This is a genomic window from Pseudomonas sp. Leaf58, from assembly GCF_003627215.1.
GTDB lineage: Bacteria > Pseudomonadota > Gammaproteobacteria > Pseudomonadales > Pseudomonadaceae > Aquipseudomonas.
In genome coordinates, this window is the sequence record NZ_CP032677.1 from 2,049,555 (window position 1) to 2,064,758 (window position 15,204).

The window sequence follows — 15,204 nt, forward strand, 5'->3', positions numbered from 1 at the left end:
CGCTCAAGACAGCCGCGACAGAGGTAGAATCACCCTCAACAACCAATCCAGAGGTCGAAGCAGTGGAGTTGCAGCAGGGCTTTGTCCTTACCCGGCATTGGCATGACACGCCCGAAGGCACCTGCGTGGACTTCTGGCTGGCCACCGATCAGGGGCCGCGGCAGTTGCGCCTGGCACCACAGGTATCGGTGGCGTTCATCCCCCAGGCGCAGGAAGCGCACGCACGCGTGCTGCTGGCCAACGAGCCCGGCACCGAGCTGCGGCCACTGCAGTTGAAAGACTTCGACCAGCGCCCGGTGCTGGGCCTGTACTGCCGCCAACATCGGCACCTGATGCAGCTCGAGCAACGCCTGCGCACCGCCGGTATCGAGGTGTTCGAGGCCGATATCCGCCCGCCCGAGCGCTACCTGATGGAGCGCTTCATTACCGCCCCAGTGCAGTTCAGCGGCCAGCCAGATGCCCAGGGTATGGTCTGCAACGCCCAGTTAAAGCCCTGGCCCGGCTATCGCCCGTCGCTGCGCCTGGTGTCGCTGGACATCGAAACCAGCGAGCGTGGCGAGCTGTACAGCATCGCCCTGGAAGGCTGCGGCCAGCGCCAGGTGTATATGCTCGGCCCGGCCAACGGCGTGGCCGCTGACCTCGACTTCGACCTGCATTACTGCAGCGACCGCGCCGAGATGCTGGCCTGCCTCAACCAGTGGATGGCGGTCCATGACCCGGACGCGATCATTGGCTGGAACCTGATCCAGTTCGACCTGCGCCTGCTGCATGAGCACGCCAAGCTGCTGCAGGTGCCCCTGGCACTGGGGCGCCATGGCGCACCCATGACCCTGCGCAACCATGCGGGAGGCGGCCACGTGTTCGCCGACGCCCCAGGGCGGCTGCTGATCGACGGCATCGAGGCGTTGCGCTCGGCAACCTGGAGTTTCCCGTCGTTCAGCCTCGAAAGTGTCGCCCAGACCTTGCTCGGTGAGGGCAAGGCCATCGACACGCCGTACCAGCGCATGGACGAAATCAATCGCCGCTTCGCCGAGGACAAGCCGGCGTTGGCACGCTACAACCTCAAGGATTGCGAACTGGTCACACGCATTTTTGCCCACACCCGCCTGCTTGAGTTCCTCCTTGAGCGTTCATCGGTCACCGGCCTTGCGGTGGACCGCAGTGGTGGTTCGGTAGCCGCGTTCTGCCATTTGTACATTCCGCAGATGCACCGCCTGGGCTTCGTCGCCCCCAACCTGGGCAGCCGCCCCGATGAAGCCAGCCCCGGTGGCTTCGTCATGGATTCGCGCCCGGGCCTGTACGACTCGGTGCTGGTGCTGGACTACAAAAGCCTGTACCCGTCGATCATTCGTACCTTCCTGATTGACCCGGTGGGGCTGATCGAAGGCTTGCGCCTGCCCGATGACGCGGATTCGGTGGACGGCTTTCGCGGTGGGCGTTTTTCGCGTAGCCAGCATTGCCTGCCGGCCATTGTCGAGCGGGTATGGCAGGGCCGCGAAGCGGCCAAGCGCGAAGGCAACGCACCGCTGTCGCAGGCGCTGAAGATCATCATGAATGCCTTCTATGGGGTGCTGGGCTCGAGCGGCTGCCGGTTCTTCGACCCGCGCCTGGCTTCGTCGATCACCATGCGCGGCCACCAGATCATGCGCCAGACGCGCGCGCTGATCGAAGCCGAAGGCTATGAGGTGATCTATGGCGATACGGACTCAACCTTTGTCTGGCTCAAGGGCGCCCATGGCGAGGAGGCTGCGGCACGTATCGGCCACGAGTTGGTGTCCCGGGTGAACCAATGGTGGGGCGAATACTTGCGCGAGCAGATGAACCTGGAAAGTGCGCTGGAACTGCAGTTCGAGGTGCATTACCGGCGCTTTCTAATGCCCACCATCCGCGGTACCGATGAAGGCAGCAAGAAGCGCTATGCCGGGCTGGTGCTGCGCGCCGATGGCCGCGAGGAGATGGTTTACAAGGGCCTGGAGGCCGTCCGCACCGACTGGTCGCCGCTGGCCCGGCAGTTTCAGCAACAACTGTATACCCGGGTCTTCCGTGGCGAGCCTTACCGCGACTATGTACGTGATTATGTGCGGCAGACGCTGGCCGGTGAGCTGGACGAGCTGCTGGTGTACCGCAAGCGCCTGCGCCGGCCGCTGGCCGACTACCAACGCAACGTACCTCCGCATGTACGCGCTGCGCGCCTGGCAGATGACTACAACAGCCGCCTGGGCCGGCCAAAGCAGTACCAGCGCGGCGGCTGGATCAGCTACCTGATGACCACCGCCGGCCCCGAACCGCTGGAAAACCTGCAGGCGCCCATCGATTACGATCATTACCTGAGCCGCCAGCTGCAGCCGGTGGCCGATGCCATTCTGCCGTTTGTGGGGGATGATTTTGCGGCGTTGACTGATCGCCAGCTGCTGTTGTTCTGACGCGGTGGTAGCTGGCTAGCACTCGCCGGCCAGTGGCAGTCACTAGTTTCGCACCTCCTTTACCCCTGGAGGCGCGACATGCACAACAGTCTCAACTCGGCGCAAGCACTGCCCACCACCCTGGACCTGGAGCGAGGCTTTCAGGACGGCATCCTCGCTCGTCGGCTACCGGCCTGGCTAGGCCACCTGACCCTGGCAAGCCCTGACAATGTACAGCCGCCACATGTTTCGGTGACGGCTGACCAACTGGCAGCGCTGCTGCAGGCTCTGCAGGACAGTTTCGACTACCGGCAGCGCCTGCAGCGTCAACTGGCCCTGCTGCAAGGCATCCATGAGTTCAGCAAGCCTCTGCTGCATCGGGCGCTGAGCGAGAAACTGCATTGTCAGCAAGACCCCGATTCGCTGTTCTACCGCCATACCTATTTCACCGTTTCGCCTGAGCCCGAACTCGCCACGGGTCACCTACCGCAGCAGGAAAAAAACCACTACGACATTCCGCTAGTCGATGCTGCGTTGGCTAACGTCACCGCAGATGAAGCAAGCCCGGGCAACCTGCCGCGCAGCGACTGCCTGGTGGACGCGGCGGGCGTGGTGGTACCGGGGGTGAGCGCCCCGGCGTTGGCCAAGATGTGCCGTCAACTGGACCTCGGGGAGCGTTACCAGGAACACCTGGATTCGGTGCTGTACGCATCCGCCAACGGCGCCGAGGGCATGCAGGCCACGCTCAAGGCACAGCTGGTGGCGAACATGCGGGTGGACGCCTTCAAGGCCATGACCGAGTCGGCCCTGACCCGGGCTGAGCTGGCCTTGATCCTGGGGGTGTGCAGCAGCGGCGAGCCTGGCACGTTCGCGGGCGACCCGGTCACCGCCAGGCAGCTGCAAGCCTTCGGTTGCACGCTGGAGCAGCTCGTCGTGCTGCATATCACCCACACCACGCTGGGTTTTACCCGTACCAAGCGCGTGCTGGTGTACCTGCCCGGCGACCCGGTCAGTCCCTGGTGTGCTGCGCCAGACCTCGACACCTTTATCCGTAGAACCTTGGGCAAACGCCTTGCCGACCCTCAGTACCAGCGTTTCTTCAGCCGCTTCGTGCGCCTGCGGGACCAGGCCGGTTTTTTCGCCCGCGTTGCTGAAGCGCTTGTGGATGTGACCGCAGCGGCCTCGCGGGACATGGAGCAGCACCTGGCCGACTATGCACTGCCCTTGTTCGACCACCTGGCGCGGGCACGTCTCGAGGCGATCAAGGACGATGCGGCGTTCATCGCGGTACCGGTGCGCATGATCGACAGCGCAGTACAGCAGGCGCAGCGTGAACGCCTACAGGCCGGCAGCTGGGCGGCGGCTAGTGTAGCGGGGCTGTTCGTGCCGGCCATTGGCGCGGTGATGCTGGCCGCCACGGCCTGGGACATGCTCCAGGATGCGTTCCATGCGGTGCAAAGCTGGCGTGAGGGCGATACCCGTGCTGCGGTCGAGCACCTGCTGAACATCGCCAACACGGTCATCACGGTGGGTATCACGTCGGTGCTGGCCGGAGCAGTAGTGCGCAAAACCGACCTGGTCGAACAATTGGTCACGGCGCGGCTCGAGGATGGCAGCGAAAAGCTCTGGCGCTTCGATCTGGCGCCGTTTCGCAGCGAGCCGCCTGGGTTGCAGGCGCAGCCCAACGCCGAAGGGGTGTACCGCCTGGGCGGGCGTTGCTGGGTGAACATGCAGGGCTACTTCTACGAAGTGGTGCAGGGCGACGACGAGCAATGGCGCATGCTGCCCAAGCAAGGGCACGGCCCGCAGCTACGCCATAACGGGGCTGGCGCATGGCGGGTGTGGTGCGAGCAGCCGGTGGAGTGGGATGACACACACCGGATGTTCCGGCGGCTGGGCGGTGAGTTTCGACAGCTGGAAGACGACCAGATCGACCAGGTGTTGGCTATCCATGGGATGGAGGCGGACGCTTTGCGTGGCCTGCATGTGTGCGGCCAGGCACCGCACGCTTGCCTGGTGGACACTGTCAGCCGGGTCAGGCTGGCAAACCGCATCAAGCTGTTGGTCAGCCAGCTGCGCGGCGGCGGGGCGGTGGCCGATGCTGCACTGCTGGCACGGGCGCAGCGCTGGCAAGGCACAGCGGCCGTGGCGAATGACGAACTGGCCGGTTACCTCTGGAGCCGGCGCCGTTCATTGCTGGGGCAGCTGTATTATGAGCAGTACCCGCTGACCGGCGATACCCAGGCATTGCAGCGTGATTTTGCCAGCTTGCACCGGCTGGCGGCGGAGCACTTGCTGGCTACGGCAAACCCGGACGACCTGTTGATTTCGGCCGCGGCACTGGCCAAGCGCATCCGCTGTGTGCGGGTACACGAAGCCCTGTTGTTCGATACCCCGCAAACCCTGGACCTTGCGCGTTTCACCTTTGGCATGCTCGAGCGGATGCCAGGCGTAGAGGTTGGCCCGCGTTGGCAATTGTTCGACGGTGACGCCGCTGCGCCGCTGCTCAGCACCCGGGGAGGCGCTCGGCAGTTGCAGCTGCGGTACCGGGATGGCCTGTTCCACCTTTGCGATGCCCAAGGGGGGGCGCTGGGCGCTGCGGGCGAATTGTTCCAGTTGCTTGCCAACGGCTACACCCGTGAGCAGCGCGCGGCATTGGCCATTGGCCAACCGTTCGCCCAGCAGCTACGCAGCGAGCTGGCGCGGCGGGTGGCGCACCAGCGCGAAGTGATCGCCGAAGTGCTTGGCATCAGGCCCTCGAATGGCGGGGTGTTCATGCCATTACGCTTGGCCAATGGCCGCATCGGTTACCCGTTGAGTGGCTGGCGCCAGTGCCTGGGCCTGGGCCGGGGCGTGGTCAGGAACCTGGCCGCGGAACTGCGTGACCTTTACCCAGGCTTTGACGATGACGAAGTCGAGCACTGGCTGGAGCAGTTGCGGGCTTCGCAACGTGACCCCGCTACCGAATTGGCCGCCCTGAAACAGCAGTTAGGCACGCTGCGTCGATCCTTGAAGCACTGGCCGGCGAGCACGCTCAAGGCCTGGGCCTGGAAGGCGCGCCGCGAATTTGCCCGCGGCCTCGTCGACTGCTGGCGCTACCTGGTGCCCAAGCACTTGGGGGCGGTAAATGCAGGCCGTGGTTTTCTGCTGAGTTGCTGCAGCAGTGACCTGGATGCGCTGCCGGCTATCCCGGCGACGGTCAGTTTTGCCCACGTGTCAGAGCTGGCGTTACGGTCTTTGCAGATAAACACCGTGCCCGACACATTTCTGCATGCCTTTTCCACGCTGAGCGCGCTGAATATCACCCATTGTCGGTTGCGCACGTTGTCGTTGTCCCAGGCCATGGCCGCTCGCTTGCAGGTACTGGACCTGTCGAACAACCAGATTGGGCCCGATGGCGGCATGCCAGCCCTGCTGCATGCCTGTCACTCTCTGGTGTACCTCAACCTGTCCCATAACCCGTTACGCGTAGCGCTATCAGTGACGGGCATGCCCCGGCTCAATGCCCTGATGCTGCGGGGCGCGCAGTTGACGCAGATGCCTGCCGGGGTCACGGAGGCACCGTCTCTTCACACGCTGGACGTCAGCCACAACGCGATCCGTACCTTGCCGTACGGTTTTTATCGTTCGGACTTGTGGGCCACCAGACGGGTCTGGCTCGCAGGCAATCCTTTGCTCCGCGACCAGGATGCCTGGCACGAAATCCTTGAGGACCAGGTGCCAACGATGCTGCGCTGGATCGACCTGGTGCAACCCGCTGAACGTGACCGCATGGCCGATATCTGGGGCAAGCTCAATGGCCAGGAGGGGGCAAGAGACTTTTTTCACCTGCTGCAGCGTCTGACCAGCTCGGCCGATTTCCAACAGGCATTCCTGGCGCGCTACCTGGCGTTGAGGGTGCTGCGCATGCTGGTGTTGATGAACGAACAGCCGCTGCTGTGTACAGAACTGTACGCGCATGCGCGGACCGAGCATTGTCAGGACAATGCAACCCTGCGCTTCAGCGACCTGGAGGTACGGGTGCGCACGTGGAAAGCGCTGCACGGCAACGTGGCCGACGACCCGGAGCGGGCACTGTTGCACCTGGGCGGGCAATGCTGGCGGTTGGGTGTCCTCGACCAGGTGGGTGGCCTGCATGCTGTGCGTGCTGGCCGGCCTGAGGAGTCGTTGGAGTTCGCGCTGGCCTACCGGCTGGCGCTAGCCGATGACCTGGACCTGCCCATCGAGCACGATGAAATGCTCAACCCCGGTGTTGCCAACCTGTCGCAGCAGGATATCGAGGACGCCGCGCAGTTGGTGCGGGTGGCCCAGTCCAGAGAAGCGCTAGTTGATTACCTGGCGACCGCAACGTTCTGGAAGGAGCACCTCACACGCGCGTTTGCAACGCGTTTGAGTACGCCGCATTTCTTTCATGCCGAACTGGAAGCGCTGGTCGAGCGCGAGGCTGCGCAAGCGGAAATCGACCGGCTTCAGGACCGCGTGCAGCAGTGGGAGCTCAATGTGATCAAGCAACTGACACGTGAAGCGTTGGGCCGTCACCTCACCGCGGTAATGATGCCCGTGGCAGCGCCCTGGTAGTAACCCGTTAGGCGCCAGTGTGGCCGGCGTGCCGATAGCCTTGCGCTTTTTCAGCACGCGGAGGCGGCACCATGGGAAACGCACAAGCCACACACGACCTGCTCGAACAAGCTGCGCAGGACGCAATCATTGCCAAACGGTTGCCCGGCTGGATGTGCCCGGGCAACCCTGAGCACATGGCAGCCCTGGGCCAGGCATTGAAGGGCAGCTTGGACTGCCGCTACCGCCTGCAGGCCTTGTTGCAGCAGGTTGCCCCAATCGAGCGCTTTGCCGCTCCCTTGCTCAAACAGGCGCTGCAAACGCGGTATGGTGTGACGCACGACCTCGACAATTTATGGATGCGCGCGGCTTTTGAAAAACCACTGAGCACCTATGCACCGATTCGTGTGCCATTGGCCGAGCGTATTTATTACCAAATCCCTCTGCTCGAAGCGGCGCTGCGCAGCTTCACCGCTGCCGAAGCAACGGCCGGGGGACAGGCACCGGGTAACGGCCTGTACCACACTGACGGCACACCACTGGTTTCGCTGAGTGCCGTGGCATTTGCCAGCCTGGTGCGTGAACTGGACCTGGGCGAGCGTTACCAGCAGCATCTGGACAGCCAACTGGCAACTCCGCAGAGCAAAGCGTTGCTGGCAGACAGCCTGCGTCACGGCATGCTGATCGACGCCATGCAGGCTCGCCACCAAGGGGTGCTCGACGGCGCCGAGCTGGAGTTGCTGGTCAAGCTGTGGCGTGACGGTTGGTTATCCCAGCTCAATGACTCGCGGGTGCTGGGCAAGCGTTTGGAGGTGCTGGGTTGCCCGCTGCAGCAGATCGTGGTGCTGGATGTGCGCGATGAAACCTTTGCCCCGCTGCACACCGGTACCCAGCGCGTGCTGGTGTATATCCCGGGAGACCCCCATGGCGCGTGGAGCGCCCATGACGATTTGCAGCGCTTTGTCCGGCGCGTGCTGGGGCAGCGTTTGCGCACAGCCGACTACCGGCAATTTTTCGCACGCTTCGTGCGAGCGCGTGACAGCCAAGTGTTCTTTTCGCGCATCGTGGCAGGTTATGACGACCTGCCGCTATGGGCCAACATCGACCTTGACGAGCGCATGCACCCCATGGGGGCTTATGTGTTCAAATACTTGGCTGCACTGCGCGTTGCGCAGGTCAAGGATGATGCCGAGGTGTTCGCGCCCTCGGTCGCGAAACTGGACCGGGAGGTTCAGCAGGCGCACGAGCAACGCCTGGAGGCTTTAGGGCTCACTGCCTTGGCCGCTGCCAGCCTTTACCTCCCTGCACTGGGGACCGTGCTGCTGGCCATGCTTGCCTGGAAATGGCTGGATGATGTGTTCCAGTCGGTGTCGGCCTGGCAGGAAGGGGACACCCGCGAGGCACTGGACCATGTCACCGAAGTAGCCACCGACCTGGCCGTGATCGCCGCCACAGGTATTGCGGTGAGCGGTGCGCGGCGCCTGTGGCAGCGCTCGCTGCGGGTGGACGGCATGCCCCAGGCGCGCCTGGAGAATGGCAGCGAGTGTTTATGGGACGGCGACCTGGGCGCCTTTCGTGGTGAGGCGCCGCCTGCCGATGCGGTGAGTGATGCGCAAGGCGTGTGGCGCCTGGGCGAGCAGGCCTGGGTGACCATTGACGAACACTTTTATCGCGTGGTGCAACGCAGTACCGACGGCCACTGGCAACTGCTGCCGCGCAACGGCCACGGGCCGCTGCTGGTGCACAATGGTGCCGGTGCCTGGCGGCTCTGGTACGAACAACCGCTGCAGTGGGATACCTCCCACTATCTGTTCAGGCGCCTGGGTGGCCAACTGGCGAAGCTTCAGGGCGAGCAGGTGGATGAGGTGCTGGGCATTCACGACCTGGGTAGCGACCAGTTACGTGCTTGGCATGTGCTGGGGCGGGCGCCGGACCCTGCGTTGCTCGACAGTGCCCAGCGGGTGGGGATCGACCAGCGTATTCGCACGCTGGTAGCCCGCTTGCGCGCGGGGCAGCAGCCCGAGGACAGTGCGCTGCTGGCGCAGCTCAATGGCCTTGAAGGCGCCGCAGGCCTCTGCGCCCAAGCCTTGGCAGACCTGGCATGGGCGCAGCGGCGGCGGTTGTTCGAACAGGTCTATCAAACTGAAGCCCAGGTGCTGACAGGCGACCCCAGCCTGGCGACGCTGCGGCGTGTATTTCCGGGCCTTCATTGGCGTGCCGCACAGGCGCTGCTGGCCAGAGCCAGTGCAGCGGACCGTGAGCGCCTGCAACTGACCGGGCGCATCCCGTTACGCTTGGCCGAGGCGGCCAGGCAGCGCCTGGCTGAGGTGCGCAGGGTGCGGGTGTTCGAAGCCTTGCACTGGGACACCCCGCAAAACCTCGACCTTGCCCGCGTTGTGCTGGCGCTGCTCGAGTACCTGCCGGCGGCCAATGACGGCATACGCTGGCGGTTGTTCAACGGCGGGGAGCGCGCCGCCCCGGTGGCTGCGATGCAGGCGGGGAGCCAGGCCCGAGACCTGGTCTTCGAGGACGGGCTGTTCCAGCGTATCGACCCGCAAGGGCTGCCTGTGGGCGAGGCCGGCGAGCTGTTCGAAGTTATCAGCCCTGCCTATGGCCATGACCTGCGCGCAGCCCTGCAAGTGGGCGAGCCTTTTGCCCATAACTTGCGGGTGCTGCTCACGCGCCAAGCCCTGGCCAGGCGCCAGGCTATCGAGCTACTGCTTAGCCCTTCGCGCCCCTCGGGGTTGCACCTGCCCAGCCGGCTGGCCGACGGCCGTATCGGCTACCCCTTGAGCGGGCGCCGGGCGGGCGGCTCGCCGAGCGCATATCGCCCTGGGCCGATCCTGCGCCGTGTGCGCTACCTGTACCCAAGCTTCACCGATGACCAGGTGTTTGCCTGGGTGGAGCACGCACGCCGCTCGGTCATAGGGTTGGAGCGCACGCTGCAGCAATACGAGCAGACCTTCGACGCCCTCACCACGCAACTGCGACGCTGGGTTCACGCGGCCACCACCACCGAAGAGCGAGAGAACAGGCGGAGGCTGCGCTATGCGTTGCGCAGTTGCTGGCAACAGATGGTCGAGGACGGGGCGCACGAAGTGGGGCCCACCACTGTGTACCGTTGGGACATGGCCGATACCCACATCAGTAGCCTGCCGGCGTTTTCCGAGCAGGTATTGTTTGCCCATGTGCATGTGCTGACGCTTCAGAACATGCAGCTTGAACAGGTGCCCGAGAGCTTCTTGCGGGCGTTCCCGAATCTACGTGGCCTGGAGATGCCCAACAACCGGCTCACCCGAATCCCGCAAGCGTTGCTGCGCATGCCCAACCTGATGCGGCTGAGCCTGCAGCACAACCGCATCAGGTTGGACCCGGGCCAATCCACGATTATTGCCAGTTGCCCCAACCTGGTATTCGTCGACCTGTCGCGTAACCCGCTGGGGCGACCTTTTTCGTTGAGTGGGTTGCCCCGCCTGAGGGAGTTGCGGCTTGCCGACACAGGCATTCGGGATCTCCCGTTTGGTCTTGCCCAAAGTACTTCACTCAGGGTGGTGGACTTGCGCGACAACTTGATAACCAGCATGCCGGAGGGTTTCTATGAGTCCCCGTTGTGGGTAGAGCACGAAATGCACCTGAGCGGTAACCCTTTTAGCGAGCCCGAGGCCCAACGGCTGCATGCAGTGCTGCTTGCCGAAATGGCCGATGGCGGCGCTGCGATGGTACCCGCGCGGTTGCGCTGGATGGATGCCGCCGGGGTCACCTTGCGCACCGAGCTCAGCGCCCATTGGGAGGCATTGGAAGCCATGCCCAACGCCACACAGTTCTTCAACTTGATTGAGCGCGTGATGGAGACCCAGGACTTTCAGCATCTGACCGGCGCCCGCTACCTGGCTGGCCGGGTGCTGGAACTGTTGCGTGCCATGAAAGGGTCGGACGAGCTGCGCGATTTGATGTTCAACGACGCTGAGCAGTTGACCTGCCAGGACAGCGTAGCCCTGCGCTTCAGCGATCTGGAGCTACGTTTACTCGCGTGGCGGGCCCGTGCCCAGGCGGCGGTGGGCGGGGAGGAACAGGCACTGCTAAGGCTTGGTCGGCAAATGTGGCGGCTGGATGAGGTCGATCAGTTTGCCCAGCAAGATGTGCTGGAGCGTGAGCTGGAACAGCGAGGCACAGACCCGATCGACATCACGCTGGCCTATCGCCTGGGCTTGCGCGAGCAACTTGACCTGCCGGTGCTGACCAGCGGCATGACCTATCGTACGCTTGCCCGGGTTGAAGCGCAGGAGTTGGCGCGTGCGCAAAACTGGGTCCTGACCAATGAAACCGGGGAGCGGCTGGCCGATTCGCTGGTTGTGCGTGATTTCTGGCAAGCCCACTTGCGCGCTACCTACGTAGCGCGGTTTGAATCGATCGACACACCGTTCCACGAGCGCCTGGAGGCGTTACAGGCGGACTTCAGAGTGCCCGAGGCTGAACGTTTGGCGGAAATCCAACGGGTGGCCAATGAGCGCCAGGTAGCAGAAAGAGACCTGATGCTGACGCTTACCCTCGACGCGCTGGACAGGCAGGCCGGGCAGGGAGGCGCTTGACCTAGTCGGTGCGAGGGCGGGCAGCGGTATGGCGATGATCTATGCTCAATTACGGGCATCGGCAACGAGCTTGAACGCCGGATATGCCCGGGGGAAATGCCAAGTTACCTTTGCATACGCACGTGCCGGTGCGGTTGGTTTAGGCTCGCCTGTAGGATCTTTCTCCCTGATCTGTAGTCTTTGGTTTATCGAGAGAATAAGGAGATACGCATGCTCGTCCGGTCACTGACCCTCGCCACCTTGCTCGCGCTTGTCGGCCCTGCGTTCGCCGCCGACAGTGACGCGCCACTGGCCAAGGAACTGGGCAAGGCCAGGCCCTTGGTCGTCATTGCACCAAGCAGCGCCGACCCGACATTGCGAGGGTTGAACGAGGCGCTGAAGGACCCAGCCACCCAGGCCGCCTTCAAAGAGCGCAGCCTGGTGGTGTACAGCGTCGCCAACATGATGGGCAAGCGTGAGGACAAGAACCTCGAGCAACAAACTACCATGGCCTTGATCCGCGAACTGAAGCTGGGGGCCAGCAAGGGCACCAAGGTGATCTTGGTGGGCAAGGACGGTGAGCGGCACATGCTCAAGGATGACGAGGCGGGCGGAACCCTCGACCCGCAGGCGATCCTCAAGGCGGTGGATGAACTGCCCGCCAGCGAAAAGGCCGTTACCGTGCCTGAGCCTGTTGCGACCGCGACGCCGGAACCCAAGGCCAAAGACAGCAAGCCGGCCAAGCCCGCCAAGCCGGCTGCGCCACCCAAGCCGCTAGAAGACTGAATACGCGCCCAGCAAGGCCAAAGCCATTTGCTGGGCCGGTGTTTCTCCCTGTATCTGGCGACGTTGGATACCCATTCCTATACAAAATACGGCTTTACGCGATACACCCACGACATACCCACAGTGCCTAATGGCTCCACTTTCCAACCACAGTGGAGCAACACCATGACTCATGCACGGAATACTCTTGGTCTGCTTGGCGCCGCCCTGATCGGCAGCATGGCATTGGGCAGCAGCGCATTTGCCGTCGAGCCATTGGCCCAGGGTTACCAGCTGGCTTCGGCCAAGGTAGCAGGCGAGGGCAAGTGTGGCGAAGGCAAGTGCGGAGGCAGCGGCAAAGCCACCCAGGGCGAAGGCAAAAGCGCTGAGGGCAAGTGCGGCGGCAGTGCCAAGGCCGCGGCTGAAGGCAAGTGCGGCGGCAGTGCCAAGGCTGAGGCTGAAGGCAAGTGCGGCGACAAGCCCCAGGGCAGTAGCGAAGGCTAACGGCAATACCCCCGAGGGCCTGCTCAGCCGCCAGGCCGACAAGCCCTGACCTTGACCCGGAAACGACCCAGCGCCCCGCCTGCACGTCAGGCGGGGCGTTGGGCCAGTTGGAGACTCGTTCATGTACCTTGCACCTTCGCACACCGGGCTGGGCCTGCGCCGCGGCCTGATGCCCGAACTGCTGGCCATGGAGGCTGATGCAGTGAGCTTTCTCGAATGCGCCCCGGAAAACTGGCTTGCCGTTGGGGGCGCCTATGGCAAGGGCTTGGCCCAGCTGGCTGAGCGTTTTCCCATCGCCTGCCACGGGCTGTCGCTGTCACTGGGTGGCAGCGAGCCGCTGGACCGCCATTTCCTTGACCAAACTCGCCAGTTTTTACAACGCCACCAAGTGCGCTTGTACAGCGAGCACCTGAGCTACTGCAGCGATGACGGGCATTTGTACGACCTGATGCCCATTCCCTTCACCGACGAGGCCGTGCGCCATGTAGCCGCCCGCATTCGCCAGGCCCAGGAGCATTTGGAGCGGCGCATTGCTGTAGAGAACATCAGCTATTACGCCGCGCCGTACCAGGCGATGAGCGAACTCGATTTCATCCGTGCTGTGCTCGATGAGGCCGACTGCGACCTGCTGCTGGATGTGAACAATGTCTTCGTCAATGCCTGCAACCATGGCTACGACGCCCGAGAATTCCTTGATGGCTTGCCCAAGGCGCGGGTTACCGGCATGCACCTGGCCGGCCATTACGATGAAGCGCCAGACCTCAAAGTCGATACCCATGGGGCACCCGTCAAGGAGGATGTGTGGGCGTTGTTTGCCATCGCCTGCACACGGTTTGGGGTGCAACCGACGGTGCTGGAGCGTGACTTCAACTACCCGCCATTGGCCGAGTTGCTGGCTGAAACGGCGCGCATCCGCGCCGTGCAGCGTGCTTCGGGAGGGCAAGCAGGTGAATGAGACCTTGCGCGAACAGCAATATACCTTGGCCCGGCACCTGCGCGACCCGCAGCGTCATGCCCCGCCGCCGGGCGTGGAGGCCCGACGCCTGAAGGTTTACCGCGATTTGTTCTATGGTGGCATCGAAGGCTTGCTGGCTGGCAGTTTCCCGGTGATGCGCCAAGCCTTGGGTGGGCCGCGCTGGCATGCCCGGGTACGGGATTTTTACGCCAACTACCGTAGCCTCACCCCCTTGTTCACCGAAATTGCCGAGGCGTTCGTCAACTACCTGCAAGGTATCGAGCTGGATGCGCCCTGGCAGGTGGAGCTGGCTCATTATGAATGGGTCGAGGCGCAGTTGTACCTAAGCGATGCTGAAGAGCCGGCCCATGACCCGGCAGGCGATCTGCTGGAGGGCGAGCCGCTGTTGTCTTGTGTGGCAAGGGTGTTGGCTTATCGCTGGCCGGTGGAGCAAATTGGGGCGGATTATCAGCCCACGGTGGCGCCAGAGGCGCCCACCTTGTTGCTGGTCTACCGTGATGCGCAGTTGCAGGTGCAGTTCGCGCGTCTGGCGCCGCTGGCGTATCGGTTGCTGGCGCTGGAGCAGGGTAGCGGGCGGGCGCGGCTAGCAGCGTTGGGGGCCGATGTACAACAGGGGTTGGTATTGCTGGAAAAGTTGCGCGATCAGGGTGTCATCATCGGGACGTAATGAAGATGAAAGGGCTGCAAGGCAGCCCTTTCGATATCACTTGTACAACCGTGCCCTTAACCAGTAATCGAGGCTTAAGCGCCCAGCTCCCTTGAGCAGCAGCGGCAGCAATGCCACCAGATAGATAAGCGGCAGCTTGTAGTTGCCAAAGCCCTGATCGGTAATGACATAACCCTGGGCCAGTTCGGCCAACCCCGACCAGTGCACCGGCCAATGCACGGCGGCGATCGCCACCACCGTCACCACCATCAGGCCCAATGACGCCAGCCGGGTTCCTAACCCCAGCAACAGTAGCAACGGCAGGATCAGCTCCGCCCACATTGACAGTTGCCAATTCAGCTCGGCGGGTAGCAGGTTAAAGGGGAACGGGAAGCTGGTTTGCAGGTCAGCGAACCAATTGCTGCCATTGAATTTCTCCCAGCCAGATTCTAAAAACTCCCAGGCCACAAACAACCGCAACGGCAGATCGGCGCTCCAGCTGCCTACGCGGTCGAAGGTGATCAGGGTACGGTTCAAGGTGATCATAGTGTTCACTCCCAAGGACGGTTACTGCAGGAAAGGGCGCTGCGCAGGCCATCCGGGTTAGGTTGGTACGCCAGGACCGCAGTGGTCATCATCAGGGGCAGGCCGGCGAGGGCGGCGAACAGCTTCCAGTCAGAGGGCAGGGCGAGGGATTTCATCAAGGGCTCCCGGGGTGTGAGGGTGTCACCGGGAGTGTGCGGGGGTGAGGTATCTGCAGCGTGTCAGGGTTGCTGGAGTTTCGTG

8 protein-coding genes and 1 pseudogene are annotated in these 15,204 nt (G+C 63.5%); 7 read left to right on the forward strand and 2 right to left on the reverse strand.

Translation table 11 applies throughout. The features are described from left to right. The first annotated feature begins 62 nt into the window (after positions 1-62). From DV532_RS09660 to DV532_RS09690, 7 genes and pseudogenes are all read left to right on the forward strand, one after another. Positions 63-2,423 carry a DNA polymerase II gene (locus tag DV532_RS09660; protein WP_056800477.1) on the forward strand — a complete coding sequence of 787 codons (2,361 nt, stop codon included), beginning with the start codon at positions 63-65 and terminating at the stop codon, positions 2,421-2,423. 78 nt (positions 2,424-2,501) lie between these two features. Next, positions 2,502-6,980, forward strand: a complete 4,479-nt coding sequence (locus tag DV532_RS09665) for an NEL-type E3 ubiquitin ligase domain-containing protein (protein ID WP_056800480.1) — start codon at positions 2,502-2,504, stop codon at positions 6,978-6,980. Between the two features lie 71 nt (positions 6,981-7,051). Then, on the forward strand, positions 7,052-11,548 hold the full coding sequence (locus DV532_RS09670; RefSeq protein ID WP_056800483.1) for an NEL-type E3 ubiquitin ligase domain-containing protein: 4,497 nt from the start codon (positions 7,052-7,054) through the stop codon (positions 11,546-11,548). Between the two features lie 210 nt (positions 11,549-11,758). Continuing rightward, on the forward strand, positions 11,759-12,313 hold the full coding sequence (locus DV532_RS09675; RefSeq protein WP_056800485.1) for a DUF4174 domain-containing protein: 555 nt from the start codon (positions 11,759-11,761) through the stop codon (positions 12,311-12,313). A 165-nt stretch (positions 12,314-12,478) separates the two neighbouring features. Beyond that, positions 12,479-12,769, forward strand: a pseudogene (locus DV532_RS09680) (EF-hand domain-containing protein); the annotation flags it as partial. Between the two features lie 148 nt (positions 12,770-12,917). Next, on the forward strand, positions 12,918-13,751 hold the full coding sequence (locus DV532_RS09685; RefSeq protein WP_056800488.1) for a DUF692 domain-containing protein: 834 nt from the start codon (positions 12,918-12,920) through the stop codon (positions 13,749-13,751). Continuing rightward, positions 13,744-14,439, forward strand: coding sequence for a DUF2063 domain-containing protein (locus DV532_RS09690; protein WP_056800491.1), 696 nt, complete (start codon positions 13,744-13,746; stop codon positions 14,437-14,439). The genes DV532_RS09685 and DV532_RS09690 overlap by 8 nt, the downstream gene beginning before the upstream one ends. Positions 14,440-14,475: 36 nt before the next feature. On the opposite strand, the gene DV532_RS09695 is transcribed toward DV532_RS09690, so the two are convergent. After that, the gene (locus tag DV532_RS09695; RefSeq protein WP_056800492.1) at positions 14,476-14,964 is read right to left on the reverse strand and encodes a DoxX family protein; all 489 of its coding nucleotides are present in this window, start codon (positions 14,962-14,964) and stop codon (positions 14,476-14,478) included. Positions 14,965-14,969: 5 nt separating this feature from the next. Beyond that, the gene (locus DV532_RS30245; protein ID WP_156675989.1) at positions 14,970-15,119 is read right to left on the reverse strand and encodes a hypothetical protein; all 150 of its coding nucleotides are present in this window, start codon (positions 15,117-15,119) and stop codon (positions 14,970-14,972) included. Positions 15,120-15,204 lie beyond the last annotated feature (85 nt).

Excerpts from the sequence above, each read along its gene's own strand:
- DV532_RS09665 (WP_056800480.1), top strand. The coding sequence starts at position 2,502 with ATGCACAACAGTCTCAACTCGGCGCAAGCACTGCCCACCACCCTGGAC.
- DV532_RS09685 (WP_056800488.1), top strand. The coding sequence starts at position 12,918 with ATGTACCTTGCACCTTCGCACACCGGGCTGGGCCTGCGCCGCGGCCTG.
- DV532_RS09670 (WP_056800483.1), top strand. The coding sequence starts at position 7,052 with ATGGGAAACGCACAAGCCACACACGACCTGCTCGAACAAGCTGCGCAG.
- DV532_RS09695 (WP_056800492.1), bottom strand. The coding sequence starts at position 14,964 with ATGATCACCTTGAACCGTACCCTGATCACCTTCGACCGCGTAGGCAGC.
- DV532_RS09675 (WP_056800485.1), top strand. The coding sequence starts at position 11,759 with ATGCTCGTCCGGTCACTGACCCTCGCCACCTTGCTCGCGCTTGTCGGC.
- DV532_RS30245 (WP_156675989.1), bottom strand. The coding sequence starts at position 15,119 with ATGAAATCCCTCGCCCTGCCCTCTGACTGGAAGCTGTTCGCCGCCCTC.